Origin of the sequence: Paenibacillus sp. FSL P4-0176 (assembly GCF_037975265.1) — a bacterium.
Classification (GTDB): Bacteria; Bacillota; Bacilli; order Paenibacillales; family Paenibacillaceae; genus Paenibacillus; species Paenibacillus amylolyticus.
Window position 1 is genome coordinate 7,028,907 of the sequence record NZ_CP150242.1, and the last position, 26,349, is coordinate 7,055,255.

General features: G+C 44.3%; 28 protein-coding genes. 12 read left to right on the forward strand and 16 right to left on the reverse strand.

Features of this window, described 5'->3' with window-relative positions; genetic code table 11:
• Positions 1 to 24: 24 nt before the first annotated feature.
• Positions 25 to 465, reverse strand: a complete 441-nt coding sequence (locus MKY95_RS32075; protein ID WP_036612335.1) for a MarR family transcriptional regulator — start codon at positions 463 to 465, stop codon at positions 25 to 27.
• Between the two features lie 212 nt (positions 466 to 677).
• On the opposite strand from MKY95_RS32075, the gene MKY95_RS32080 reads away from it, so the two are divergent.
• On the forward strand, positions 678 to 1,118 hold the full coding sequence (locus MKY95_RS32080; RefSeq protein WP_339196083.1) for a GNAT family N-acetyltransferase: 441 nt from the start codon (positions 678 to 680) through the stop codon (positions 1,116 to 1,118).
• 171 nt (positions 1,119 to 1,289) lie between these two features.
• Here the strand turns inward: MKY95_RS32080 and rlmN are convergent, their stop codons facing one another.
• The 3 genes from rlmN to greA form a co-directional block, all read right to left on the reverse strand.
• Positions 1,290 to 2,384: a 23S rRNA (adenine(2503)-C(2))-methyltransferase RlmN gene (rlmN, locus tag MKY95_RS32085; protein WP_339196085.1), complete on the reverse strand. Its 1,095-nt coding sequence runs from the start codon at positions 2,382 to 2,384 to the stop codon at positions 1,290 to 1,292.
• 179 nt (positions 2,385 to 2,563) lie between these two features.
• A complete protein-coding gene (locus tag MKY95_RS32090) occupies positions 2,564 to 3,919 on the reverse strand; it encodes a sodium-dependent transporter (RefSeq protein WP_076329216.1) in 1,356 nt (451 codons plus the stop codon).
• Positions 3,920 to 4,202: 283 nt separating this feature from the next.
• Entirely contained in the window at positions 4,203 to 4,679 is a 477-nt protein-coding gene (gene greA, locus MKY95_RS32095; RefSeq protein ID WP_036612258.1) for a transcription elongation factor GreA, read from the reverse strand.
• A gap of 291 nt (positions 4,680 to 4,970) precedes the next feature.
• Here greA and MKY95_RS32100 point away from each other — a divergent pair, with 291 nt between their 5' ends.
• The 5 genes from MKY95_RS32100 (at position 4,971) to MKY95_RS32120 (ending at position 9,935) form a co-directional block, all read left to right on the forward strand.
• Entirely contained in the window at positions 4,971 to 5,843 is an 873-nt protein-coding gene (locus MKY95_RS32100) for an arylamine N-acetyltransferase (protein ID WP_036612261.1), read from the forward strand.
• Positions 5,844 to 6,003: 160 nt separating this feature from the next.
• Positions 6,004 to 6,690: a 4'-phosphopantetheinyl transferase superfamily protein gene (locus MKY95_RS32105; protein WP_081745975.1), complete on the forward strand. Its 687-nt coding sequence runs from the start codon at positions 6,004 to 6,006 to the stop codon at positions 6,688 to 6,690.
• Between the two features lie 816 nt (positions 6,691 to 7,506).
• The gene (locus MKY95_RS32110; RefSeq protein WP_076320373.1) at positions 7,507 to 8,094 is read left to right on the forward strand and encodes a matrixin family metalloprotease; all 588 of its coding nucleotides are present in this window, start codon (positions 7,507 to 7,509) and stop codon (positions 8,092 to 8,094) included.
• Between the two features lie 52 nt (positions 8,095 to 8,146).
• Entirely contained in the window at positions 8,147 to 8,773 is a 627-nt protein-coding gene (locus tag MKY95_RS32115) for a hypothetical protein (RefSeq protein ID WP_076320374.1), read from the forward strand.
• A 271-nt stretch (positions 8,774 to 9,044) separates the two neighbouring features.
• Positions 9,045 to 9,935, forward strand: coding sequence for a hypothetical protein (locus MKY95_RS32120; protein WP_076320375.1), 891 nt, complete (start codon positions 9,045 to 9,047; stop codon positions 9,933 to 9,935).
• A gap of 206 nt (positions 9,936 to 10,141) precedes the next feature.
• Here MKY95_RS32120 and MKY95_RS32125 read toward each other — a convergent pair whose 3' ends face one another.
• The 3 genes from MKY95_RS32125 to MKY95_RS32135 form a co-directional block, all read right to left on the reverse strand.
• Positions 10,142 to 10,273, reverse strand: a complete 132-nt coding sequence (locus tag MKY95_RS32125; protein ID WP_338707342.1) for a hypothetical protein — start codon at positions 10,271 to 10,273, stop codon at positions 10,142 to 10,144.
• Between the two features lie 143 nt (positions 10,274 to 10,416).
• A complete protein-coding gene (locus MKY95_RS32130) occupies positions 10,417 to 11,163 on the reverse strand; it encodes a Bax inhibitor-1/YccA family protein (protein WP_036612268.1) in 747 nt (248 codons plus the stop codon).
• 208 nt (positions 11,164 to 11,371) lie between these two features.
• The gene (locus tag MKY95_RS32135; RefSeq protein WP_076320376.1) at positions 11,372 to 11,728 is read right to left on the reverse strand and encodes a nucleotide excision repair endonuclease; all 357 of its coding nucleotides are present in this window, start codon (positions 11,726 to 11,728) and stop codon (positions 11,372 to 11,374) included.
• Positions 11,729 to 12,401: 673 nt separating this feature from the next.
• Here MKY95_RS32135 and MKY95_RS32140 point away from each other — a divergent pair.
• The 3 genes from MKY95_RS32140 to MKY95_RS32150 are packed head-to-tail and all read left to right on the forward strand — an operon-like array spanning position 12,402 to position 15,241.
• Positions 12,402 to 13,853 carry a PLP-dependent aminotransferase family protein gene (locus tag MKY95_RS32140; RefSeq protein ID WP_076320377.1) on the forward strand — a complete coding sequence of 484 codons (1,452 nt, stop codon included), beginning with the start codon at positions 12,402 to 12,404 and terminating at the stop codon, positions 13,851 to 13,853.
• Positions 13,854 to 13,865: 12 nt separating this feature from the next.
• Complete coding sequence (locus MKY95_RS32145; RefSeq protein WP_076320378.1) at positions 13,866 to 14,786, forward strand: D-alanine--D-alanine ligase; 921 nt, start codon at positions 13,866 to 13,868, stop codon at positions 14,784 to 14,786.
• Positions 14,783 to 15,241, forward strand: a complete 459-nt coding sequence (locus MKY95_RS32150) for a GNAT family N-acetyltransferase (protein ID WP_243391265.1) — start codon at positions 14,783 to 14,785, stop codon at positions 15,239 to 15,241. The genes MKY95_RS32145 and MKY95_RS32150 overlap by 4 nt, the downstream gene beginning before the upstream one ends.
• A 133-nt stretch (positions 15,242 to 15,374) precedes the next feature.
• Here the strand turns inward: MKY95_RS32150 and MKY95_RS32155 are convergent, their stop codons facing one another.
• The 5 genes from MKY95_RS32155 to MKY95_RS32175 form a co-directional block, all read right to left on the reverse strand.
• The gene (locus MKY95_RS32155; RefSeq protein WP_076251972.1) at positions 15,375 to 16,160 is read right to left on the reverse strand and encodes a glucose 1-dehydrogenase; all 786 of its coding nucleotides are present in this window, start codon (positions 16,158 to 16,160) and stop codon (positions 15,375 to 15,377) included.
• A gap of 143 nt (positions 16,161 to 16,303) precedes the next feature.
• A complete protein-coding gene (locus MKY95_RS32160) occupies positions 16,304 to 17,767 on the reverse strand; it encodes a GNAT family N-acetyltransferase (protein WP_083669986.1) in 1,464 nt (487 codons plus the stop codon).
• A gap of 244 nt (positions 17,768 to 18,011) precedes the next feature.
• A complete protein-coding gene (locus MKY95_RS32165; protein ID WP_076251974.1) occupies positions 18,012 to 19,520 on the reverse strand; it encodes a copper amine oxidase N-terminal domain-containing protein in 1,509 nt (502 codons plus the stop codon).
• Positions 19,521 to 19,728: 208 nt separating this feature from the next.
• Entirely contained in the window at positions 19,729 to 19,857 is a 129-nt protein-coding gene (locus MKY95_RS32170; protein ID WP_017691584.1) for a hypothetical protein, read from the reverse strand.
• Positions 19,858 to 19,993: 136 nt separating this feature from the next.
• Positions 19,994 to 20,461, reverse strand: a complete 468-nt coding sequence (locus MKY95_RS32175; protein ID WP_339196094.1) for a YfbM family protein — start codon at positions 20,459 to 20,461, stop codon at positions 19,994 to 19,996.
• A gap of 96 nt (positions 20,462 to 20,557) precedes the next feature.
• Here MKY95_RS32175 and MKY95_RS32180 point away from each other — a divergent pair, with 96 nt between their 5' ends.
• Together MKY95_RS32180 and MKY95_RS32185 are read left to right on the forward strand one after the other, a co-directional pair.
• On the forward strand, positions 20,558 to 21,022 hold the full coding sequence (locus MKY95_RS32180; RefSeq protein WP_047840920.1) for a DUF4385 domain-containing protein: 465 nt from the start codon (positions 20,558 to 20,560) through the stop codon (positions 21,020 to 21,022).
• 104 nt (positions 21,023 to 21,126) lie between these two features.
• Positions 21,127 to 22,434 carry a VWA domain-containing protein gene (locus MKY95_RS32185; protein WP_339196096.1) on the forward strand — a complete coding sequence of 436 codons (1,308 nt, stop codon included), beginning with the start codon at positions 21,127 to 21,129 and terminating at the stop codon, positions 22,432 to 22,434.
• Positions 22,435 to 22,456: 22 nt separating this feature from the next.
• Here the strand turns inward: MKY95_RS32185 and MKY95_RS32190 are convergent, their stop codons facing one another.
• Positions 22,457 to 23,272: an SDR family oxidoreductase gene (locus MKY95_RS32190; RefSeq protein WP_339196098.1), complete on the reverse strand. Its 816-nt coding sequence runs from the start codon at positions 23,270 to 23,272 to the stop codon at positions 22,457 to 22,459.
• A gap of 365 nt (positions 23,273 to 23,637) precedes the next feature.
• Between MKY95_RS32190 and MKY95_RS32195 the strand changes: the two genes are divergently transcribed.
• Positions 23,638 to 24,297, forward strand: a complete 660-nt coding sequence (locus tag MKY95_RS32195) for a TetR/AcrR family transcriptional regulator (protein WP_091035574.1) — start codon at positions 23,638 to 23,640, stop codon at positions 24,295 to 24,297.
• 132 nt (positions 24,298 to 24,429) lie between these two features.
• On the opposite strand, the gene MKY95_RS32200 is transcribed toward MKY95_RS32195, so the two are convergent.
• The 3 genes from MKY95_RS32200 to MKY95_RS32210 form a co-directional block, all read right to left on the reverse strand.
• Entirely contained in the window at positions 24,430 to 25,491 is a 1,062-nt protein-coding gene (locus MKY95_RS32200; RefSeq protein WP_091035571.1) for an LLM class flavin-dependent oxidoreductase, read from the reverse strand.
• Positions 25,492 to 25,646: 155 nt separating this feature from the next.
• Positions 25,647 to 26,033 (reverse strand): retropepsin-like aspartic protease, encoded by a 387-nt coding sequence (locus tag MKY95_RS32205; protein ID WP_339196101.1) that lies wholly within the window; start codon positions 26,031 to 26,033, stop codon positions 25,647 to 25,649.
• The gene (locus MKY95_RS32210; protein ID WP_074092774.1) at positions 26,030 to 26,287 is read right to left on the reverse strand and encodes a hypothetical protein; all 258 of its coding nucleotides are present in this window, start codon (positions 26,285 to 26,287) and stop codon (positions 26,030 to 26,032) included. The genes MKY95_RS32205 and MKY95_RS32210 overlap by 4 nt, the downstream gene beginning before the upstream one ends.
• Between the last annotated feature and the right edge of the window lie 62 nt (positions 26,288 to 26,349).

Below are 26,349 nucleotides of genomic sequence, written 5' to 3' on the forward strand. Positions count from 1 at the left end.
AGGGGTCAAGGATAGAGGTATTGTTCATTCTGAGATATCCATGTAGGACCGCCGTCCGCCCTTTTTGACAAATTTCCAGTCTACCTCGATGTTGTGGCGCATTCGGCGGAGAAGCTTAACCGCGGTCTCGATCTCTTCATCCGTAAAGCCGTCCAGCGTCACCTGGTCGGAATGCTCGCCCTCTTTACGAATAAATTCCCATGCTTTCAGGCCAGCTTCTGTCGGATATAACAACTTGTTCTTCTTATTGTCTATTGCCGACTGTTTGACAATAAATCCATCGGATTCGAGTTTGCTAATCGCTCTGGCCGCTGTCGTTCGATCTACTTTGATTAGTTCAGCCAGCTGGTTGGGAATAATGCCCGGATTCTCACATATGCGATAAAGATACAGATATTGGCCTCGGGACAAGTTCAGATGTTGAAATTCGACATTGCTGATCGAATCCAGACAGCGGGCAATCATGCCAATTTCACGCAACACTTCTTTTTTATCAGTCAATGCGCTCACGCCCTTTTATAAAATTGTTGCATTCACAACATAAATAGTGATATAACTACAGTTAAATTGAATTGAATTTTAACCATCATACTCACATGGAACGGCTGCAATGATTATGCTATATACCAGTTTATCATGCCCGGATATGATTACTATCGTCCAAAGGAGAAACATTCATGAATACAACGATTGTTGAAGTTACTAATCAGGAATTGCTCGATGCCTGCTTCGCCATTCGTACGGCTATTTTCGTCGAAGAACAAGGCGTATCCGCAGCGGACGAATTCGATGCTTATGATACATTAGACGCGGAGGTGCGCCACATTCTGCTCTACGTAGACGGTGTACCTGCTGCTTCCTCCAGACTGCGCATTGTGGAACAGGTCGCCAAATTGGAACGGATCTGTGTCTTGCTTGATTACCGCAAACACGGCCTGGGCCGTGTGCTGATCAACAAACTGGAGCAGATGGCTGTTGCTGATGGTCTTGAGAAAGCCAAGCTGCACGCACAGGTACAAGCTTCCGGGTTCTACGAACGTCTCGGATATGCACCCGCGTCGGAAGTATTTATGGAAGACGGCATCCCCCATCTGCTGATGACCAAAAAACTGAAATAATGAAACTCCAAAAAACGCCTCCGTTATCACTTCTCAGTGATATACAGAGGCGTTTTGCATTCAGGCAACGCATTCGCGAACTCAACAACGGTAGGTGGCACGTACAAAGTACAGGCACTAATAATTATACAACCAAGTATCCTAACTTACTTGCCAGCTCCGCGTTGTATCTTATCCCAGTGCCAGACGGCCTGGTTCGGATTCGACAGCGTTGTTCTTCATTTGTTTACTGCGCAACTGTCCGCAGGCAGCATCGATATCGGTACCATGTTCCATACGTACAGTGGAGTTGATGTTGTTCTTTTTGAGTGTATCATAGAAGCCCAGAATCGACTCTTCTGTACTCCGTTGATACTGACTGTGCTCATCCACCGGGTTGTATGGGATTAGATTCACACTGACCATACTTCTGCGACTGGACAACAGTTCAGCGAGCTCCGCGGCATGCTCACGTTGATCGTTAACATCACGTAACAGGATGTACTCAAACATGATGCGTTTGTTCGTTGTAGCCAGATAATAATCCACCGCATCCATCAATTGCTCAATCGGAAAAGCCCGGTTGATCTTCATGATGTGTGTACGCAGTTCATTATTAGGTGCATGCAGAGAGATCGCTAAGTTAACCTGCAGACTGCTGTCTGCAAATTCCTTGATCTTGTCCGGAAGGCCACTCGTGGACACAGTAATCCGTTTGGCGGCAAGTGCCAGTCCTTTGCGATCCTTGATGACTTCGATGAAATCACTCATGTGCTGGAAGTTGTCGAATGGTTCACCAATCCCCATCACAACCACGTTGGTTACCCGCTCATCTTGACCTGCTGCATCCAGATGTCGCTGCACATGCATAATCTGTTCCACAATCTCTCCAGCGGTCAGGTCCCGGCTCTTCTTGATCAGACCGCTCGCACAGAAGCTACAGCCAATATTACAGCCCACTTGTGTGGTCACACAGACGGTAAGTCCGTATTTTTGCCGCATCAATACTGTCTCAATCAGGTTGCCGTCCTGCATCCGAAGCAGAAACTTCACGGTACCATCTGCCGATTCCTGCTTCACATGTTCGCTAAGAGAGTTCATTGTGAAGTGCTCAGAAAGAACAGCCAAACATTCTTGACGGACATCGGACATCGCGGGGAAATCGTGTACACGCTCTTGATATAACCATTCCCAGATCCGGGATGCACGGGATTTTTTCTGCCCATGCTCCGGCAGCCAGGAACGTAATTGCTCTAATGTTAATCCATATATGGATGATTTGTTCATTGTATAATCCTCTTTTCGCAAAAAAGCATATGGCTTATCGGTCCTACCCAAAAAACCTCTACTCCGTATTGTCCCAAAATTGACGAGGGAAAACAAGGGCTTTTGCATTTCTTCCAAGAGGTTTTATCCATGGTAAATCTGCACAACATACCATATTTCACCCTATCGGGCCTTCACCATTAGAAGTGAATGATACCGGATGTGTGCAGTAGAACCAGCAGAACCAGGATCGGAGCTACGTAACGCAGCATGAACAGCCACACCCGGAACCATCCGGAACGCAGGCCGGAAGCTTCCGCAGCCGTTTTCCAGAAGTATCCGGCAAAAATCGTTACAAGCAGTCCACCGACAGGCAACAGGATGTTGGATGCTACAAAGTCCATCCAGTCGAACACACTCTTCGATCCAATCGTCCATTCAGGCAGCAAGCCGAGCGACAATACCGAAGGAAGTCCCACGATGAAGACCGCTAGTGATATAACCCATACCGCACGACTTCGGCTCCAGGACAAACGTTCCATGAAATATTTCACCGGAACTTCCAGCAAGGATACTGCTGACGTTAATGCCGCAATAGCCAGCAGGATGAAGAACAGTCCACCAAACAAGAAACCAAGTGGCATTGCCGAGAAGGCCGCCGGAAGTGCCACAAAGATCAGTGACGGTCCTTGGTCCGGTGCAATACCAAACGAGAATGTTGTTGGGAAGATGATCAGACCGGCAATGAATGCATAGATCAGGTCACCTGCACCAACGGCGACGGTTGCCGCACCGAGGGATTGATTTTTATCCACATACGAACCGTAGGTTACAAGAATACCCATCCCCAGTGACAGGGAGAAGAAGGCATGTCCAAGCGCCACCAGTGCGGATTCCGTTGTAAGCTGCGAGAAGTCCGGATTCAGGAAGAAGGAGACACCTGCGCCTGCACCCGGTAATGTAACCGCACGGATCATCAGGATAATAAGCAGTACAAGCATAGCTGGAATCAGAACTTTGTTGAATTTCTCGATTCCGTTGGATACCCCTTTGGCTACAATCCAGCCTGTAATGAGGACCGCGACCAGTTGCCATACAATCGGCATATAACCACCTATGAAGGAATCGAACTGTCCGGCATAATCCGGATTGTTGAACAGTGTTCCACTGAATGACGTAATTGCATATTGGAGGGTCCACCCTGCAATAATGACATAAAAAGAAAGGATGATAAAAGGCGTCAGTACTTGCAGCAAACCGGCTGCGAGCCAACCTTTATGTCCACCTGCTTTGATAAAAGCCGTAGCTGCACTACCTCTGCCACTGCGACCAATCGCAAGTTCAGCCAGGAGCACTGGCAGACCAATCAGCAGCAAACAAACGATGAAGAGCAGGAAAAACGCAGCCCCTCCGTTTTCACCCGTAATGTATGGGAATTTCCACATGTTGCCCAGACCAACCGAACTACCAATGGCCGCCAGGATAAATCCAGCTTGAGAGAAACGTTCTCCTTTGCCAGCGTTGTCTTGATCTAGATTAGGCTTACTAAAATTCATCGTATCTACTCCATCACTTTAAAGTTTTCCCGTAATTATATACTACTCACCTTGTCAGGTCATTCGAAATTCGAAATTTGTCGAAATGTTATTTTTTTACATATAAAACGCACGGAAATCTTCATCTCATAAGTTCCTTAAACACAGTATGTGATAAAGTCCGTTAGTCCAACCGTATGAAGTTTCAACAAATCCGTATTCCCAACTGTTCAAAGCCCAATAGAATCAAAAAGAGGTGTCCCCTCAGCCATTTGGATGACTGCGGAGCACCTCTCTTTTTGAATTACACTTTAATTTGAAGTAACTCGTACTTGATAACGCCCATCGGAGCATTGACATGAATGACGCTGCCCACTTCTTTGCCCATTATCTCCTTGCCCAGCGGGCTCTCGTACGAAATTTTATTATCCGCAACATCGGCCTCGGCAGGGCCAACCACTTTATATTCAATCTTCTCGGCGAACTCAATGTCATTAAGCAACACCGTGGATCCAATGCTCACTTTGTTGGAGTCTATATTGTCTGAAGAGATGACTCTTGCTTTTGTCAGCATCTTCTCCAAGATCAAAATCCGGGTCTCCATAAAGGCCTGATCATCTTTGGCTGAATGATACTCACTATTTTCCTTCAGGTCACCGTAACTGATCGCGAGTTTCAGACGAGCTGCCAATTCCTTACGCTTCACCGTCTTCAAATCCTTCAGTTCGTCCTCCAGCTTTTCCAAGCCTTCCTGTGTCAAAATCACTTCATCATTAGCCATTTTTCCATCTCCTAATCCTGCTATCTATCTATATTCTAACCTATATCCACTCCAAAGGGTTAGCATACCCCGGAAAAAGAAATAGCTCATCCATATATTGTATTTCAATGAAATCAGAACCATGCCCATCTCTTGAGATGAATTTCAAGGCTTTGTTCAATAATTGTACCGTTACAATCTGCACAACTGATGATGTCGTTTTCATCCGTTCGCTTTTACAATGAACACAGGGCAGCAGAAGTTTATAACCATCGCCTGCAGCCCACTATATGACGTGAGGTGATCTGAATAATGATTGAACTATTGAATACAGCTGAAATACAGGCCTATCTGAAACGGATCGGCATAGATGATATAAAGGAACCTACACTGGAATTCTTATTTGAACTCCAGCGAGCACATGTGCAATATTTATCCTGGCAAACGCTCGATATTTTTGCAGGTCTTCCTGCGGAAATCAGTCTTCAAGATTCAATTCAGCTTATATTACAGGGACGTAGCGGCTACTGCTTTCATCTAAATGGTGCATTTAGTGTTCTTCTCCGCTCGCTGGGTTATACGGTTGATTGGCATCGCGGGGGAGTACAGCCTCATGGGGAACAACCCCGTGTGAACTCATTCCATCTCGGTCTATCTGTGCTTCTGCCAGATGCTGACCCGACAGTTGAACGCTGGATTGTAGATGTAGGTCTCGGCGGAATGCCCTTTGAACCTCTGCCACTTCGTTATGGAACCTATGGTTCAGCTCCGTTCACGTACCAATTGATGCCATCATCTGTTGTGGCTGGGGGATGGCGGCTTGAGTACGAGCCGAATGGGCCAAGTGAAGGTGTGGACTATGCTCCTGAAGCAATTACCAGCCTGGAAGAGTTCATTCCCAAACATGAATTCTACAGTCGGGCAGTCGAATCACCTTGGCATAACGTATTTTTGCTTCGTCAGCGGAATGAGATCCGCAGTCATGAACTACGTGGATGTATGCTTCGAACACATGATATGGAAGGAATCCGGAAAAAGGAGATCCGGAATTATACCGAGTGGCGTAACGTATTAACTGAAATATTCTATGAACCCTTGGTGAATTACAGCGAACTGGAATGCCAAGATATGTGGGAGCGAATACAGGCTGCGCATACAGAATGGAAACGAGTACAGGAAGCATGAAGAGGAAGATGCAAAACCTGAGGCCTTAACATGAAAAGCGAGACAATCGGCTTGCTTGTTAGGGGCATCCGTATAGTGATGATTTGGGAGGAAGAGTTGAGGGGACGTTCCATATAAAGGAAAGTTACTGAACTGCGCCGAATACGTATTCAGGTGATTAATGATGATAACTATTCGTGTACTCCAAGTTCCAGAAGTATTGCCCGAGGCGAACTGGAACCAATTGCTATCGCAAGTTTCTGCGGAGCGACGTGCTCAGGCTTCGCGTTTTGTGCGTCAGGCTGACGCGTATCGCTCCGTGCTGGGAGAGATATTGACTCGTGTGACTTTGAGCAAGTTAACTGGACTGAGACCTGCTGAGCTTTCTTTTACCCGTAATTCCTACGGCAAACCTTCGCTCAGTCACCATTCGGATGTACAATTCAACGTCTCCCATTCTGGTGATTGGATTGCTCTGATCTCCGGCAGTACAGATGAACTAGGCGTGGATGTGGAAAAGATAGCTCCAATTGACATGCAGATTGCAGAGCGTTTCTTCTCTCCTAAGGAAAGCCAGTTCTTGGCTGCCGAGCCTGACGATCGTCGGCTGGAAACCTTCTACCGTCTATGGACGCTGAAGGAAAGTTATATCAAGGCAGTCGGTATGGGGTTGTCCATACCATTGGACTCCTTCGCCCTAATTCGTAATGTGGACGGAGACTGGCACTCGCCAGAAGCGACTTCTTATCAATTCCTAAGTCTACGGCTTGATCACGGACATATGTTGGCAGCTTGTTCCGCAGGAGAAGATTTGCCTGCTCAGCCGGATTTCATCACAACTGAAGAAATGTATCAAGTTTTATTATGAAGGCAGGGTATAAACCAATGTTATTAATTTAAGCTCAAAGATAAGACCAGGATAAAAAAATTGAAGTATAACGGCATGGGAAAAACCCTGTGCCGTTTGTTTTTTTTGTGCAGGCAAGAAAAAAGTAAAGAGCAAACCAAGCGAAAAAAAATGCTAAAAAATGTTCTTATGAAAAAATTATGCTGTTATTTAGACGAACATACCAAATCTTGAAGTTGACTTGGTGAGAATAGTAAAAACCATCTCCTTTTACATTACCTTAGGACGTTATTCGTATATTCACACCGAAACTGCGCCTGTGTTTCAATTTCTATCAATTTAATTTGAAAGATATCTTAGATTTCGCTCTACTAATCAACTTAATGATATAAGCTAAAATATTAATTCACTGGTTATTTTTTAGACTTAATTTATAACTTATTAAAATTAATAAATAAAAGAGTATTGATATTCATTGGTTAAATATGTATTATAAAGAATATAAAATCAAAATATATATTTTTATAACTTAAATGGGATATATTAATTTATTGTAATCAAAATATGTTATCTCAAGTATCCGAATTTTTAAAGAAATAGTCAGGGTATGTTATTAAAAATATAATTAGAATTTTTGATTTAATCTTTTTGAAAGGGGATTTTGATATGTAACATTAGGCTCTCTTTTTTTAATATAGATATGAGTGGTTTATATTTTCAATTCGTGCCTGCCAAATAATTCTCTTAACAAAGAAATAAAGATACTCATTATCTTTTGAAGACATGAGCAATTAGGGATTTTTTTGAATTATAGAATATACTGAGAGGAAGAAAATTATGAAAAGAAAAAAAATTGCTGTTGCCCTTACTGTTTTAAGTTCAGTAGTATTGTTTTCAAGTTTTGTATCGGCGGATGTTTTCCCCAAAAAAAGGCTTGAAGGCAAGTATTCGGCCTGGTATGACTCTTCCGTAAGTTCATACGGTTATACGGGCTCTGTTGATGCAGGTAGACAAAGCTGGAACGGGATATCCTCAAAGGTTAATATAGGTAAAACTACTGTTAAAACCGGGAATAGCACGGATGAGGTTTATGTTGGAACTACTACAGACGCTGAGACTCTGGGTCAAGCAATGCCATATATGATATCTTGGCCTGCTAATATTATTGCACCACCTAACCTATTTAACTGGGATTACTCTGTAATATCGCTTTATCATAACACTATATCTGCCGGCAAAATGAATACTAATGACCTTCGTAAGTCAATTGTATCGCACGAATTCGGACACGCACTTGGCTTGGCCCATACAACAGGTAGCAATGCCTCTAAATCAATAATGAAACCAAAATCTAATTCTCAAGAGACTATTTTTGAACCACAAACGTATGATAAAGCTGAATTAAAGAGTAAATGGGGAAATTAAATCAGTATGACCTTTATTTTAATAATCATCTAATTAATTGGAGGTTTTGAGAATGTTGATAAATCATAAAAAAAAGTGGATTACAGGCTTTGCTATAGTCCTTGGACTTTTTGCTGCTTATTACTTTTTCATATTTAACAGCTATAAAAGTGGAATAGTGGATGTAGATTCAACCTACATATCATATGATAACGCAGATAGTTTGGTCAGTTCCGCAGAACTGGTTGTCATCGCGAGTCCTGTTGCAGATTTTGATGATCGTGAACATGATGTTACTACTTATTTAACCGGAGCAGTTCAAGATTTTTCTACTAAAACAGAGCTGAGAGTGGAGAATATTCTAAAGGGGGACTGGAACGAAGAGTTTTTAACAGTTATTGAACCCGTCTCTTATATCCAAAGTTTGGATGGCAAACAAAAAATCACACGTGATGGCTACGTTGAAATGCAGAAAGGGCACACTTACATTATTGCGTTAAAGAAAAACACTTTTGGAGATTATAGTATTATTAATAGGGAAAATGGAGTGTTTGATTTAAATGATAAGATTTCAACACCAAATTCATTCTCCGCTGAACAGAATAATACATCTGATATAATTTCAGTTGAAGGAGAGAACGAAGAACTTTTTGAACATGAACGAATTAAGAATGAGATTTTAGACATGTTTAATATGTAAGAAAACTGATACAGATATAAATGAGGTTAATATTTTTTGATTTACTTTACTTAAATAGTTTTATGTTTTCGGTGAATTCAAAAAATATAAAAAATCTAACAACCAGCCCACTTTAATGATATGGAGGCAGGTTGTTAGATTTTATTTTAGAAATATTATCCATAATAATCAAAATTAATCTCCAAATTGCAAAAAGAATCATTGTATTATATCGCTTTTCACAAAGTTCAGTAAACAGTTAATAAACATATTGGAGATGACAAAACTGATTATGAATAAAGATGTTGCAATAATTCAAGAGTTCTTTAATAAGATTAATCAATTCGAACTTCCATCAACTTGGGACTCACATCGAAATGAGTTAAAAAAGATTATTGGCATTTCCGAGTTTTTTGGTGAAAACTTTGATAACAGCGTAATAATTGGTGCAGGAAATTTATACGATCTTCCATTCAATGAAATCGTTGAAAACTATGAACAAACTGATTTACTAGATGTAGATTCTGCAACCTTAATTAAGGCTAAGGATAGAGTAGATACGGAGTTGCAAAGTAAAGTTAATTTAATTACTAGGGATATAGTAGGTTATCCTGAGCAAATTTCCATTTTAGATCTTCAGGACTTAGACAAAAATTCTGTTGCAGTTAAGGAATTGTTACAACAACTTTTTAGTGCTGAATTATGTCCAATCAAAATATTTCAAACTCAATATTCGTTAGCTATTTCTTCGACTGTTTCTAGTCAGTTAATCCTTCCTATATCTAAGATAACTGATCATTCTTCAAACGACGAAGTGATAGTTATGACAAAAGAATTAGGAGATGTAATCGCTGACAGACATGTAAAGCAAGTTTGGGATTTACTTAAACGAGGTGGTATAGGAATAATATCTTCAGAACAATATGCGTGGGGTTCTATAGATAACTCCCCTCTACCTCTTACCAAAGTTATAAACGATCCAGCTTTAATGATGGATGAAAACATTCAAAGTCAAATTGAATTAATAAAAGGGGGATTGGTCATTAATGGACGAGTAACATCTGAGTCTATTTTACATCATATACCTCAAAGCAATATTCTGAAGGAATCTGAATGGATTTGGCAGTTTGATAATGAACTATTTTATTTGGTTAAGTGCTGGGTAATTATTAAAGATAGGTAATAAATTTGAAAATAAACTACACCTTATGTAAAGGACATTTCTTACAAAATATCTATACGGCTTCTAGAAGATGATCTCCGTATTTAACAAAGATCATTCATTTTTAAGTTCCACCGGTGTCTGTAGTTGTTCTAAGTCATGTATACTTTGACTTAGTCCAGCATGCTGCAGATTACATCCTTAAAATGACCAAAGAACGACTCTTGTTAAGCGTTATCCCCGCCAAATTCCTCTTCTAAACATAGTTTGCCAACCCCATACGTTTCACTCTCTTCTAAAATCGAGATGAGTGTGGTGGATGCCTCGATCGGAATGAAGGCATTTTCTGTGCACTTCATTTTCCAGTAACATGAGGCTACTCCTTTCGATCTGGTATTAGACTCATTCATAGACAACAACAAAAAGCCAACGGCGTATTTCTACACCCATCAACTTTTTGGGGAATGCGATTCTGAGTCAGAGGAAGAAGGATTTTATGAAACTAGTCCCGGCTACGCAATTTGCCCAGCAGACGGATGATCTCAATGTACAACCATACCAGCGTCACCATCAATCCAAATGCACCGTACCACTCCATGTACTTGGGCGCACCACGTTCAGCACCACCCTCGATGAAGTCGAAATCAAGGACCAGATTGAGGGCAGCCACAATGACGATAACGACCGAAATACCAATGCCGATCAAGCTGTTATCATGCAGATAAGGAATCGAAATGCCGAAGAAACCCAGTACAAAGCTCAACAGATACATGATCATGATACCGCCAGTTGCAGCAACAACGCCCAACTTGAAGTTCTCCGTAGCTTTGATCAATCTGGTTTTGTATGCCACCAGCAGAGCGATGAATACAGCCATGGTCAACAGAGCCGCCTGCAATGTAATTCCGTTATACAGTGACTCATAGGTTGCGGAGAGTGCTCCCAGGAACAGGCCTTCTGCCACGGCATAGACCGGTACGAGATAAGGTGCCGCTACTGGTTTGAACGAAATCACAAGTGCCAGAATGAAACCAACAATTAATCCACCATAAGCGAGCGGCATCACTTGTTGTCCGTTAAAGAACATCATCCATGTTGCAAACGCACTGCCCAGCAGAATCACAAGCGTAATAAACGCTTTGTTCACCGTGCCGTTGATTGTCATGTAATTCTGATACCGATCTTCTCCATATCCTCTGTTTTCAAACGTGCTGTCTTTAAGTGTAGGGTTTCCGCTACGACCGATCAACACAATCACCTCTTCATATGTATTTGATATATCTGTGATACTAAGTTTGGGCGTACTACGTTTCAAAATCTACAAGCTACTCCCTCAAAAAGATCGGGATGGCACCAGAAGGAATCGGATGCAATCCTTCGATTACATCCTTACCCACTGGCGCACCACTTAGGACATATGTCCCAGACATTGCATGTTCATGTGCTTTTTAAGCGTCTTATTTGTACAAGACTTTATCTACATTGTATTTCGCACGCATCGTGTTGATGATATACGTCTCGTAAATTTCACGATCTACAGGATCTTCAACCAGGCATACTTCAATCTTCGTTACTTCTTCGCGGTGATTCTTGATTGGTGATACGGTATCTTCAAAATGCTTTTTGATGCGGGGTCTTAATTTTCGTGCTTTCCCGACAAATAACAATTCTCCATCGGCATTGTAAAACATGAAAATCCCGCCTAGTTCCCGGGTAATCAGGTGAAAATCAGTAAATCCATAAATGTGGCTAAGCTGTGGATCAGCCTGCTTTGTAATGGTTACATCAGGTGTTGGCACGGTAATATTAATCAATAGGCTCACTTCCTCATTATCTATAGGTTTACATCCTATCACATATTATAAAGGGACACCATTTCAATCTATATGAAGTACAATTCACGCAATTTTCGCTATTACGACAAATATTTCAAAAAAAAGGTTAACTTCCCTGATTCAAAGTGGTACTATAGGGGTATGAGGAAGAAATTGGGCACTGAGACATACGTCTTTATATCTACCTCCGTCTATTGTACCCTATGATTGAATATCTTTTTCATGCTGAATTCTGTTACGTGATCACGACAAGAGTACAGTTAGCAAGAACCCTAGCTTATAGATTGTAGATTCATCATCTAATCGACCCTTGCAGCAAGCAAACCTAGAAAGACCTAGATTCATGATTCGCTGTAGATTTTAAGTATCACCTAGAAAGCCTGCAATTATAGTCGTACTGAAGTTAATAGACACACGTAGAAGGTCAGATAGCTATCGATCCTAGAGAGACTAGTCATGCAATACAACTGTAGAAATTATAGCAGCAGTACTATAGAAAATGGATCAAGTTTCACCACCAGGCCCCGGCATACTGCCAGGGCTTTTTTGCGTTTGTGCGAACAACCAACCACACGCTCAGGGAAACAGAGGTATCGTGGTTCTTCCTGCTGGGTTTATAATATGGCAAGATACCAGTAGAGGGAGTGATGGGATGTATTCCGATCTGCAACTGACGGAGGACCGCCCTGTATATATACAAGTCAAAGATTATATGAAGCGATTGATGCTCAAAGGCGGCCTGCAAGCCAAACAAAAGCTGCCCTCGACCCGTGAACTCAGTACACTCATGAAGGTTAGTCGCAGCACGGTCCTGCTCGCTTATGCCGAGCTTGAAGATGAAGGTCTGATCTATGCAGTCAAAGGCAAGGGCAATTACGTCAGTGCCTCCATCGAAACACCTGAGGCAGCAGCGAACTGGGAACTGGACTGGACGACAGAGGTAAGCGAGTACGCAATTCAGGCAGAGCAGTACGATCTGATGAAGCATGGCTCCGGAGCAGAGCGAGGTGAGATATCGTTTACTAGCATAGCGCCGGATGAAAAGCTGTTTGATCTGCACAACGTGAAGCGGGCTTTTTTGGATCGCATGTCACTTGAAGGCGAAGTACTGCTGAATTACGGATATGCGCAAGGATACAGACCGCTGATGAATTATTTACTACGTTATATGGAGAACAAAGGGGTCGACCTCCGTGGCAAGGACATTCTGATCACCAACGGATTCACGGAAGGTTTCGATCTGGTGCTTGGAGCGTTACGCAAAAAAAGCGGAAAAGCGCTCTGCGAGAATCCAACGCACCACACGGCAATCAAAAATCTAAAATTGCACCAGTTCCACCTGACCGGTGTGAACATGGAGCCGGATGGCTTGGACTTGAAGCAACTGGAACATGAACTTGAGGCAAGTCCATATGATCTGGCGTATCTCGTGCCATCCTATCACAATCCAACCGGGATTGTGACGTCCCCTGCGAAACGGGTAGAGATCATCCGGTTGATGAACAAGTATCAGGTACCCATCATTGAGGACGGTTTTAACGAAGAATTGCGATATTCAGGTTCCCACGTATCTCCCCTGATCGCCAGCATGGGCAAAGGCAATGGACTGGTGTATCTGGGCAGCTTCTCCAAAGTCCTGTTCCCAGGTCTGCGGGTAGGTTGGATTATTGCGGATGCGGCGCTGATTGATTATCTGGAGAGTATGAAACGGGCACGCAGCATCCATACCTCCACGCTGGACCAATCGTTATTGTATCAATATCTGAGCAACGGTAATTTCGAGAAATATTTGAAGCGAGCACGCACCGAATATAAGCGAAAATATGAATTGGTTGTTCGTTGCCTGAAACAGTATCTGCCAATGTGCCGAATTTCCGGTGCGGGTGGTCTGCATCTGTTCGTGCAGTTCCCGTCCGAATACAGAACCCGTGAACTGCTGGAAGCCTGTAAAGTGAAAGGTGTAACGTTCACACCTGGGGATACCTTTTATCTGGAACCCGGTCAGGGTGTAAACACGATGCGTCTGGGTTTCTCCAGAGTCAGCGATGAGAATATACGTAAAGGCATTCGCATCATTGGCGAGACAGCAGCTCAAATGAGATAAGGAGGATTTCACATGAAAGTTGGCGTGATTATGGGCGGTACATCTTCAGAGCGGGATATTTCCCTGCTCACCGGACAGGAGATGATTGCAAACCTGAATAAAGACAAATACGAGGTTGTACCCATCGAGCTGAATACCAAGCGCGATCTAATCGACAAGTCAGCGGGGATCGATGTGGCACTGCTTGCCCTGCATGGCAAATACGGCGAAGACGGTACGGTCCAAGGCACATTAGAATCTCTGGGTATTCCCTACACAGGCTGTGGTGTGCTGGCAAGTAGTGTATGTATGGATAAAGACATGTCCAAACAGCTCATGCAGCATGCAGGTGTACTTACAGGAGAGTGGCTACGAGTGAGTCATATTGAGGAACTGTCCTCAACTGCTGTTCAACAATTAACGTACCCCGTGGTGGTCAAACCCAATTCAGGCGGTTCCAGCATCGGTACCCAAGTGGTGAAGGAAGCTTCCGCCCTGCCAACTGCTGTAGAGGCTGCCCTCGCCTGGGATGATACGGTCATGATTGAACAGTATATCGAAGGTGAGGAGATTACCTGTGCCATTCTGGATGGTAAGATGCTGCCGGTGATCTCCATTCGTTCGAGCGCCGAGTTTTTCGATTATGCCTCCAAATATGATGACCACGGGGCCGATGAGCAGGTTGTGCAATTACCTATGGACCTTCACCATCGCGTCGAAGCTGCGGCCTTGGCCTGTTATCAGGTGCTCAAATGTAGCGTCTACGCTCGCGTGGATATGATGATTCGGGAGGGTATGCCGTATGTGCTTGAAGTGAACACGCTGCCGGGTCTTACCCGTAACAGTCTGCTGCCCAAAAGTGCAGCTGCTGCAGGCATTTCTTTTGCAGAGCTGCTGGATACCATTATTGAACTTTCGTTGAAGGAAAGACCCAAGGAGGATACAACATTATGAGCCTGGATGTGACGATTAGACATAGCTCCACTACCGATCTGCAAGATATGGTCATTCTGATGGACCAACTTGGTTATCCCACCACGTACGCCGAGATGGAAGAGCGCTATACCCATATCTCTGCGGACGCAAACTTTACTACACTGGTTGCTGAAGCACGAGGCCGCGTAGTTGGACTGATCGGATTACAGACTTCTTATATGTATGAAAAAAACGGAAGACACTGCCGCATCTTGGCATTGGTTGTACACGACCAGTTCAGGGGCTCAGGCATCGGCCGTCAGCTCATTCTTGAAGCTGAGCAATGGGCAGCCACGCATAACGTGGATTCCTTGTCTCTGAACAGTGGCAATCGCCCAGAACGTGAAGCTGCACATGAATTCTATCGCCAGATGGGCTTTATAGCCGGGAGTACCGGGTTTAGCAAAAAGCCGCAGATTCTACAGCATACTTAACCTGCCGGATACGGGATACGCCCCCTTAAATATCAAATCAAAAAAAGAACGCCCCAATCCACACATTGGCGAAAAAGGGCGTTCCTCAGTATATATCTATGCCACATTGATATACTTTTTGATGAATATGGGATCAATATTTGGCTGACTGCGCACCATCAATCGGAATAATGGCTCCATTGATAAACGGTGCTTCGCCAGACAGCAGGAAGGCAACGAGACGCCCTACTTCCTTCGGTTCACCCAAGCGCTTCGCCGGGTTGTCCTTCACGAACTCTTTGGATGCTGACTCCCAGTCATTCGGATTGATCTGTTTGAACGAACCGATGACCATATCTGTCAGAATGGCTCCGGGTGCAATTGCATTAACGCTGATCCCGTGCTCGGCGTATTCAATCGCTGCGTCTTTGGTCATGCCGGCTACGGCATGTTTGCTCGCTCCGTAGGCAACCAGGTTTGGCACGGCGCGAATCCCTCCAACAGAGGACGCGTTCACGATGTAGCCTTCGCCCTGTTTTTTCATCACAGGTAGAACATGCTTCAACCCGAAAAATACACCCTTCAGATTGATGTCGATAACTTTATTAAACATCTCCGTCTCGTAGTTCTCGATCAGGTTTTGCTTGCCTTCAATGCCTGCATTGTTGAAAAATGCATCGATACGCCCAAATTCATTGACCGTATCACTAACATACTTCTTCACAGCTTCTTCGTCCGATACGTCACCTTCAATTAACAGAAATTCGGCATGCTGTACCTCTTCCGAGATCACACGCTTGGTCTCTTCCAGCGCCTTCATGTTCACATCCACTAGGGCAAGTTTGGCCCCTTCACGTGCAACTTCCACAGCAGCCGACCGTCCGAGACCGGAGCCACCGCCTGTAATCAGTACCACTTTACCCGCAAATCGTTCAGTCATAATCCATAGACCTCCCTTTGCTGTTTTGACATCCTCCATACGTAAATACCCATTTCTTCATTTGCTCTAATCTAACGGGGAACAGTTACAGCCATCATCTCAACCGGATTAGTATGCTTCCGTATTGGCCCTGACATTCGTCCTCAGGACTTCATAGCCTCATAGGCTGCAAGTAATTCCCTTACTTCTACTCCGTTGATCTTCATCCCGTTCACTTGACACTGTTCCAACTGTACTCCAGATAGATCGCAATCGATAAAACGACTTCCCCCAAGATCACAATGCGCCCACTGCATGGGTACACGGTCAGATCCAAGATGTGTGTCCTGGAATTGAACGCCATTCAAAGCACAAAATTCAATCTTGCTATCAGTTAGGCGTAAATCAGCTAGCAATATATTGGTCATATTTAAATTGGTAAATTTGCTTCCACTCAGGTTGCAGTCGGTAATCCGACTATTGGTCAGATTACTGGTGCTGTAACGGACTGAGTCCAGATTAGCTTGAACATATTCAACCACCGACTCACCCGAGTCCTTGGCTAATGTCTCATCACATGTTGGATCAAAAGAATCAACGGACATATTCTTCTCATATACAAACTCATCCTCAGATGCATAGATACAAACATATCCCATTTTTTCGTAAAAATGATGATTATCCAGTTGCCGACCTGAGGTCTCCAGCTTCCAGGTTTCAATCTGCGGAAATTCAGCCTCAATAAGCCTCATGACTTGAGTTCCCACGCCACGGCCCTGGCATACGGGTTCAATATAGATCTTATCGATCCTGGCATGTTTTCGTCCAAGCACGTTAACACTCACTCCGCCAATAGCGCATCCATCTGATTCTACAACATAATAATCCCATTCACGGATCACGTAACGATGCATGCGAACTGACGAATAATCAGGCGGGCATAGATTGCTATCGATATCCTTCTCATTATCCGCCCAGACTTTTATGACATGATCAAAAGCACGAGTGCAAATCTCTGTAAGTACAACAGCATCTTCCTGCTGTGCTCGTCGTAAGCGAATTTCAGAATGTATCTGCTTCGGTTGCACTGGTTCGGTCTTTACTTTGAGCAGTTCAAAATAATCGTAGTTCTCCTGATCCACAAGTTTCCTGCGAGAGATATAACGAAAACCCGCATGCTCCAGAACTTTGCGTGACGGCTGATTGAAGGGCTTCACAATGCCCACAATTCGATCCAGCAAGGTATGCTCAAATAAATATGCTGTTAGGGCATGCACCGCCTCTGAGATATATCCTTTATTCCGGTAATCCCGGGAGATGGCGTAGGCCACTTCACGGTCATCACGATCCAGCAGTTCATTTGGAAATACGCCACACCAACCAATGATACGCTGATCTTTATTGTGTACAACAGCAAGCAGGATGCGTACATCTTCCGGGTTGAACTGTTCGTAACTGCCAACGACAAATTGTAAGAATTCGCGCAACTGCTCCTCGGTCATCTTCCAATCTGGCAGGACATCTGTGATTTCAGGTTGTTGGGTTAATGCATACACGGCAGCCTGATCTTCAAGCGTAAATGGACGCAACGTAACGGAGTTTGAATGGGTGAATAATTGACTTTTCATATACAACACCTCTGGGGATTTATTTAGGATGAAACGACAAAGAGGAGCACCTCCAATAGAGGCACTCCCCGATCCGTTTCATCATTTCAGAAACGCCGAAGCTCCTCGTAATGGGTCAAAAGGACACACGTATCCCGTTCATGGTCTAACGGAATTTTTGCGGTGTTCTTTTCACGATCATTACGAGAAATCTGGCATACTCTGAAATCCCCTCTCATACTAAGGATTACTTATAACGTCTCACTTAAGGACGGTCAATGTAAATCCAGCCTGTTTCTTGTTCCTTATCTACAGTAGCTCCAAGGGATTCAGCCATAAAGCGCAGCGGCACATACGTCTTGCCGTCTTTGCCTACATAGGCGGATTCCACCATAGTTACTTCTTTACCAGCAACGGTTGCCTTCTTGGAACCTACGGTCAGGACAATCTCATCACCAGTGATGTCGTCAATGACAACGATTTGGTTCGAGCCTTTGGTCCATTTCACTTCAGCATCCAATTCTTCAGACACGTAGCGAAGCGGTACAAATGTTGTGTTCTTAACAGTGATCGCCCCAGCGTATTCATCATCCGGGAAGAGCACTACACTTTTACTCGTGATCCCAGCCTCATCTTTCAGCAATTGGTATGCGAGTGAATTGGAATCAAAATTGCGCAGCATCTGTCCAGGCGTAATATCATCCTTCATCAGATCCATAACGCCTCCCGATACATCCACTTCATCAACTGCAACTGTGCCACCGATATTCCACTGTTCACTGTCTCCACTTACGGTTACAGAGTTCACCGGCAGATCCTCAGAAGCAGGCAGCGCTACTTTCAGTTCAAAGTTTTGCTTGCGAATATCCAGCTTGCTGTCGAGATAGAAGTCCAATTTCAGTTTGGTTTCTGTGCCAAAGACCGTTTTGAATTCAGGAGTCTCATTCAACAGGTTGTTCAGCTCCTGATCATAATTGACCAGCATACTGTCCAGTCCTACTTTGATGATGGCATACAGAGACGCAACGGCTTCATCTTTCGATTCAGGAACGATCGAATTCAGCGTGTCATCTCCCCCACCTTCTACCTCATTCACTGCTTCCAGTACAGGGTAGAACACATCGTACAGATCGCCAATCAAATCTTTCAGTCCTTGCTCATCCTTCGAAATACTCGTCAGGAACGGTTTAACCATGGCAAGCATCTCTTCACCACTAACTTCCAGATGCAGCTTGGAGAGGCTAAGTGCTTCGCCATTCACGGATTCCTGTACCGGTGTTACGGAGATGTTCTTCGGATTGGACAGATGTTTCAGGACAAAAGAGAACAGTTTCGGGGAAATTTCCTCGAGTTGTTTCTCCAGAGCCTTCGTATCTACCATCGGAAGCGCCTGTGCATCCTGGAACGTATCCAGAGACATGTACAGCGGTTTCTGGGCTCCGTCCAGATCAATGACCAATTGGGACTCATTCATGGACACGTGGAAAGGTAACTTCGTTCCCTCCATGCTCAGTGTACCTTTGATCGATGCTGTCTTCGCATCTTTCATTTTGGCTTGATCAATATCCAGGGATATGGAGTTAATAAGTTCGATCATTTCAAGGTCTTTCTCTGTAGCAAATTCCTTAGCCGGTTCTATGTTTATATTCATGGATTGTCTGGATTCACCGGACTTGATACTCGCGCCATTGGCCATTGCTTTGCCAACGTCTACTCCACCCACAGCCTGACATCCTGTAAGAACAACCATTAAAAGTACTAGTGGCACTGCCATCCATTGGACTAACTTCCGATTCGTAATATGAACTCCTCCTTAGAAAAATATGGTTCATTTCCATTATGAAGGTATAGGTAATTCTTGTAAACGGATACGCAAAAAAATAAACCAAAAGGCCGGAACATGTCCGACCTCTGGTCTATCTATATTTCAGCATATCGTATGTTTCGATAAAACATCCTGCTTCATTGTGCAATGCTGGGAGTTATTCTTGCTCCTGATCTTCTGCGAGTTTCTCATCCGTTTCTTCATCTTCCGCAGTTGCGGGAGTCTCGAATTGATCCGGCTCGTCCTCTTGAATCGCTTTATTCTCTTCGTTCTGATCCTGTGTCATATCGCATTCCCTCTCTTCTACCGGATTGTCATGTCATCAAGGCCTGAGCCTTGTGTCTATCAATAACCCGAATAGGCGTAGTTCAAACCTGTCTCTGTGTCGGCCAACCATTTTCCATCATAATTTCAATGCTCACTTAGAAAACATAAAAGATGATCCCGTTCCCACTTGCAGCCGTGGCCTGAAATAAGGCCTGGACATCATCCACAGTCTGAACGATCTCCTGAAATGTCTCTTCCGCATCCCAATCTTCCATGACTGGATAGACACCTTCAGCGATCATCCGGTCCAGACTATACCGCTCCTTTAATTCTTCCGGTGTGAGTTGCTCCAATGCCATGTAGGCTTCCAGCACCTGCTCGTTACTAAGCAAAAATAGATCCATGTCCGAATAGTTTCCCACGTATTGCTCACCTGCGAGAGGCACCACATAGCCCAGGGGCGGCTCCCCTTCTAACAAGTTACCGTTCAGCGTGAATTGAAGCATCTGCCACGTTTTATCAATATCCAGATCCACTGCACAATCATGCACACTAATCTCACCTGACTTGATGGATTCAACTAACTCCTTCGTTACCACAAGATATCTGCCGGACATTCCCATACCGCTATCCCTCCTGTGTAATTCCTTCTATTGTTCCCCATTAACCGTGCTTGTTGGTTCAGAATCGGGGTAATCCCTATCAAGGAGGGTGTATACATGAAAAAATTTGATTACAGTCTCAATTATGATGAGTTGGATCTGCGCAAACATCCTGAGCTGTACACCGTAGGCCGAGGTGAGCAGGGTGTTCTGATGGTAGAGCCGTACAAAGGCGAGATTCTGCCACACTGGCGATTCAAAACACCCGAGATTGCGACAGAGTCATCGGAGAAGATCTATGAGCTATTTTTGGAGTATAAGAAAAAGGGAGATTTCGTGGGTATGGATATGGCTCGTAAATTTCTCCAGATGGGCTATACACGGGCCAGACGTTATACGAATCACAAAGGAGGACGCAAATACTCGAAGGAGGATGGCTCGATCCTGCCCTATCAGAATGATAAGGTGAAGGCAGAAGCCGCCGCTATATTCAAAGCACAATGGGAGATTGCGAAGACGGATCCAGACTATGTGAAGATGAAGAAGGAGCATCGGGAAAAGTACGAGTCTGATGAGGCGTAGGATCAACGGTGAAAAGATTGACTTATGGAAACATTTGTCTCAGAATCGATCTTGTTACTGTTCATTTTCAACCATTATATTGGAGAAGAGAGGCACATCCGATTATGACAGATTCGTTCATCCACTTAAACACAGGCCAGAATATCAGTATCAACGAATCCACCCAACTTCAGGTGACCATTCAATGTACATCATCTCCTTCTCCCTTGGATGTTAGCTGCTTTATGGTGAACGAAGAGGGAAAAGTCCCATCTGACGACTATTTTGTATTTTATAATCAGAAGGCTGATCCCCACCACAGTGTACTTCTGCAACAGGCAGATGAACTGCAATCCTCTTTTGTACTGGATACGAATCAATTACGGCAAGCTCCTGTAGAAAAATGTGTGTTTACGGCTACTCTGGATGCGGAAGGCACATTCGCCAATGTTCAGGCATGTCAGGCGATTGTACGAGCTGGTTCCCAGCAGATTACCTATGAGATCACGCAGGTCACTGCGGAAACAGCGCTTATTTTCATTGAAATCTACAAGTATCGTGACGGATTCAAAGTTCGTGCGATTGGACGAGGTTTCTTTGGTGGATTGCAGCCGCTGGCAGAATCATTTGGTGTTGAGATCGAGAGTAACGATACTTCAGAAGCCGAACAGGTTCTTAACACGGCACGAGCTGAAGTTGCAGCCGCCTCTCCAGAAGCCCTGGCACCTGTTGCTGCACCGAACACGAATCATGCACCGCTAAACCTGACCAAGATCGATCTCCTCAAACGTAAAGTAACCCTGTCTCTGCAAAAGAAAAAGATTGAACCTATACAGGCACGTGTTGCCGTTGTATTTGACGCATCAGGCTCCATGTACCATCTGTATCGCAAAGGCATCGTGCAAGAAGCCTTCGAGCGTATCCTGGCGATTGCATCAGCATTTGACGATAACGGAGAGTTGGACGTATGGTTCTTCGCCAAAGACTTCTTGCGTGCACCTAGCGTCACCGCCAGGGATTTCGAGAATTATATTGAGCGCACATATACGCTGGGAAGCAAAGGCGGTACCAATAACGAACCTCCTGTGATGCAGGATGTCATTCGCAAATATACGATCGAGGAACCCGATGTGAAGATTCCAACGTATATTATCTTTTTTAGCGATGGTGGAGTCAGTCAAAAAGGGAAAATCATGCGGCTTATTACCGAAAGTTCAACCAAAAATCTGTTTTGGCAATTCATTGGCCTGGGACAAGCCAATTACGGTATTCTGGAGAATCTTGATGATATGACTGGACGTTTCATCGATAATGCTGACTTTTTTGCTCTCGACGACATCTCCAAGATCAGCGATGAAGAATTGTACGATCGTCTCCTCACTGAATTTCCAGGTTGGATAAAGGAAGCTCGGGCCAAAGGCATTTTGGCCTAAAGCTTTATCCCTATACCACTAATCAGGCTTGTACTTTTTCTGCTTTACCACCCTTGGAACGTGGACGGAGCATACTTCCTACAATTCGCAACATCAACTTGCGTGGCACGAGGCGGGTGAACTGCGCTGTCCAGTAATTACCGGCCCCCGGCACAGCATAAGGTTTGCCTGACTCGAGTGCTCTCATGGCCACCGCCACGACATGCTCAGGTGTATCACGTTTACCCACCGAGGCTTCATCAGCGCCCACTACATCAAAGAACGAAGTCTCGGTTGAGCCTGGGCATAGTGCCAAAAACTGAACGCCACGCTTCCTGTTTTCTTCGTATAATGCCTCGGTAAAAGAAAGTACAAATGCCTTCGTCGCTCCATACACAGCCATATACGGATCAGGTTGAAAGGCAGCCGTCGAAGACACATTAATGACAGCACCATTTTTCTTCTGTAACATGCCTGGCAAGAAAAGATGCGTCATGTTTGTCAAGGCAAGCACATTCAACATAATCTCCTCCTGCTGGCGGGAACCATCCACCTGTTCAAAACATCCATGGGTAGCAAATCCCGCATTGTTGATCAGCATATCGATGTGTATTCCCCGATTCTGACATTCCTCATATACCCTCTGAGGTGCATCGACTTGAGACAAATCCGATACGATCACCTCAGCCCTTACTTGATATGTACGTTCTATACGTTCTGCCAATTGAATCAGTTTGGATTCTGTTCTGGCCACCAGCACAATATTTTTACCCTTGGAAGCCATTTCGAGTGCAAAAACTTCCCCAATACCTGAAGAAGCACCTGTAATAAGTACCCATTGATGCTGTTCTTTTATCATCTCTCATCCATCCTCTATGCATAATTTGAACACTTGTTTTTACTAGGAAACACTGTTTCTGTATAGAATCATCGTAACCAAAATCCATGACGCTGTCAAATACATTTGTTAAATTTGAATCTAGAACGTGGTGCTTACTTATTAAATTCGGATTAAATTGACGTCATCCGGCGTAAAACAGTAGAATGACCATAAGAAAAAAATATATCGACGTACTTTCATAGAAGACAGACCGCATTTAAGCTGAAGTTTTTCTTGCCATCATCGAATCCTTCAGCTCCGCTGAAAACGTATAAATTCTATAATCTTAAGAAAAGGAAACGTAGTTTCTGTTCAACAACAATACGGTTACGAGGATGAAATCAATGAAGGATCTTAATTCGGGTTCCACAGAATCTGCACATACGGTAACAACCTTTCAGGAAGCCAGACTCCAGCACTCGGATAATCTGCGGCAAAATATTGTGCATGCTGCTGCTGCTTTACTGCAAGAGCATGGACCAGAAGCCGTCACGGTACGCCGTGTAGCTGAACGCATGGAGTGCTCCACCAAAATCATATATAACCTTTTTGGCAAAAAAGAAGGGTTAGCCAAACATCTGTATTTAGAGGGATGCTCCCTCATGGCCCAGCGATTTGAAACTATACCCCGGCAGGCATCGTTCGAACAGTATTTCCGTGATCTGGCCTACGTCTACTGGGACTTCGGCATTTCTCAATCCAGCTTCTATCAGCTGATGTTTGGAGGATCTTTTTCCGAATTCAAACCAGATGGAGAAACCTTACAGGGAACAGCGACTGCACTGAAGCAAGTGTCTGCTTTGGTGGAGATTGCCATTGAACAGGGAATGCTTCAGGTACAAGATCCCATGCTTGCGGTTCGGATGATCTGGGCTCCCTTACACGGTGTTATTCATCTGTATTTGGGAGGCCATATTGAGAGCGAAGAAGCTGCCAAAACCCTCTATGATCATACGTTATCCATGGTTATACACTCCCTTGTGAGTACATCTGCGAATGGATAAGCATTAAATCTGTGCTGTTTTAGATACTTTTAGAAGATAAACGAAAAAGGAGCAGGCCCATTGGCGTAATACGCCTAGGGCATGCTCCTTTATTTGGTTGACTCTATCTAGTTCTGTAACGGTTTCAGTCGATTAACGTGCCTCTTGGTTCTCAGCTTCCCAACGTGCAATTTCTTTGCGCACAATTGGAGCGACTTCTTTACCAAGCAGCTCGATTGCTCTCATAACCTCGTTGTGCGGCATTGTGCCGAGGGGGGTGTGCAACATGAAGCGTGTGATCCCGACTTCTTTACGCAGGTAAATAATTTTCTGAGCTACGGTCTCCACATCACCTACATACAATGCACCTTCCAGGCTGCGCGCCGCATCAAATGTCGCACGGCTGTAGTGTCCCCATCCACGTTCACGACCCAGTATGTTCATGACCGCTTGCGCTGGCGGGAAGAATTTCTCCACGGCTTCGTCTGTTGTATCGGCAATGAAGCCGTGAGAGTGAGAAGCAACGGTCAGCTTGGAAGCATCATGTCCTGCATGTGCAGCTGCTTTCTTGTACAGTTCCACCAGTGGTGCGAATTGCACCGGACGACCACCGATAATGGCAAGCACCAGTGGCAAACCGAGCAGTCCTGCACGAACTACCGATTCCTGATTACCGCCACTGCCAATCCATACCGGAAGTTTTTCCTGTACCGGGCGCGGGTAGATGCCCAGATTGTTAAAGGAAGGGCGGTGTTTGCCTTCCCAGGTTACTTTTTCCGAATCACGCAGCTTGAGCAGCAAATCCAGTTTCTCGTCGAATAACTCATCGTAGTCGTTCAGATCATAGCCGAACAGTGGGAACGATTCGATAAATGATCCCCGCCCTGCCATAATCTCTGCACGTCCGTTCGAAATGCCATCTAATGTCGCAAAATCTTGATATACCCGTACCGGGTCATGCGATGACAGCACGGTTACCGCACTCGTCAAGCGAATATTCTTGGTCTGTGAAGCTGCGGCCGCAAGAATGACAGCTGGTGATGAAGCGGCGTAGTCAGCACGATGATGTTCTCCCACGCCATATACATCCAGACCCACCTGATCTGCCAAAACAATCTCTTCAACAACATCGCGAATGCGCTGCGCATGACTGATAAGTTCTCCTGTTTTTACATCCGGGTTTGTCTCCACAAATGTACTAATTCCGATTTCCATTGTCTGTTCCTCCCTGGTATGAAGCGATCCGTCGTTCATCTAACCTATTGTAAGTAGATCACCTTTTGTTATGTATCTTAATATTGAACTATTTTGATGAAAAACACAAGTACCCTCTGTTTCCAGAGGGCACATTTATGTTTATTTTCTATCGATTATGGCTTACCTATACTTAGTTCCATCAGGTTGGCATTAATTACAACACCGGTCTGTTTCATAAAATTAAATCCCAGAATTCCGTCAATCTCCAAACCATAATCCATATTTCCTATTTCAACTTGAAAATCATTAATAGTTGTTCCATCTACAGTTATAGAATCGAGCGACTTGGTATAAACATACTCTATACCGCCTACACCTCTTATAATATCAACGAGATCATCCTCTTCAGGAACCATTCCTACTTCCCGAACTGCATCTGCATTCAATAATGTACTAGCTGATCCGGTATCCAAAAGGACTTTTTCTAATTGTAGTACTTCTCCTCTAAATTCAAGTTTTATGCTTATGAAGGGTAGACCATAAATCTCTGAAATTTTCATCGAGGACCTCTCATGCCAACATATCGTTCTCTTGCCACAACTTCTGGACGTGAAGTGTGAAAAAAGCAGTATTCCCGTCTGGGATCTTCCTGATGCAATTCACCATAACGTTTTAGTGCCTTTGTAGAATCATCAAATGAATCAATCACTGCCATCTCTTCAATGTAACGCTGGCCTTCTCTAGAGTACGCCTTGGTTGCCTCAAAAACGACCCATTCATTAGGGAATCGCTCCTGAACTTCCTTCCATTGCATAGTGACACCTCCAGACCATTAGATAGAAATATTATATCATGTGGAAACAGTATTCCACGGGC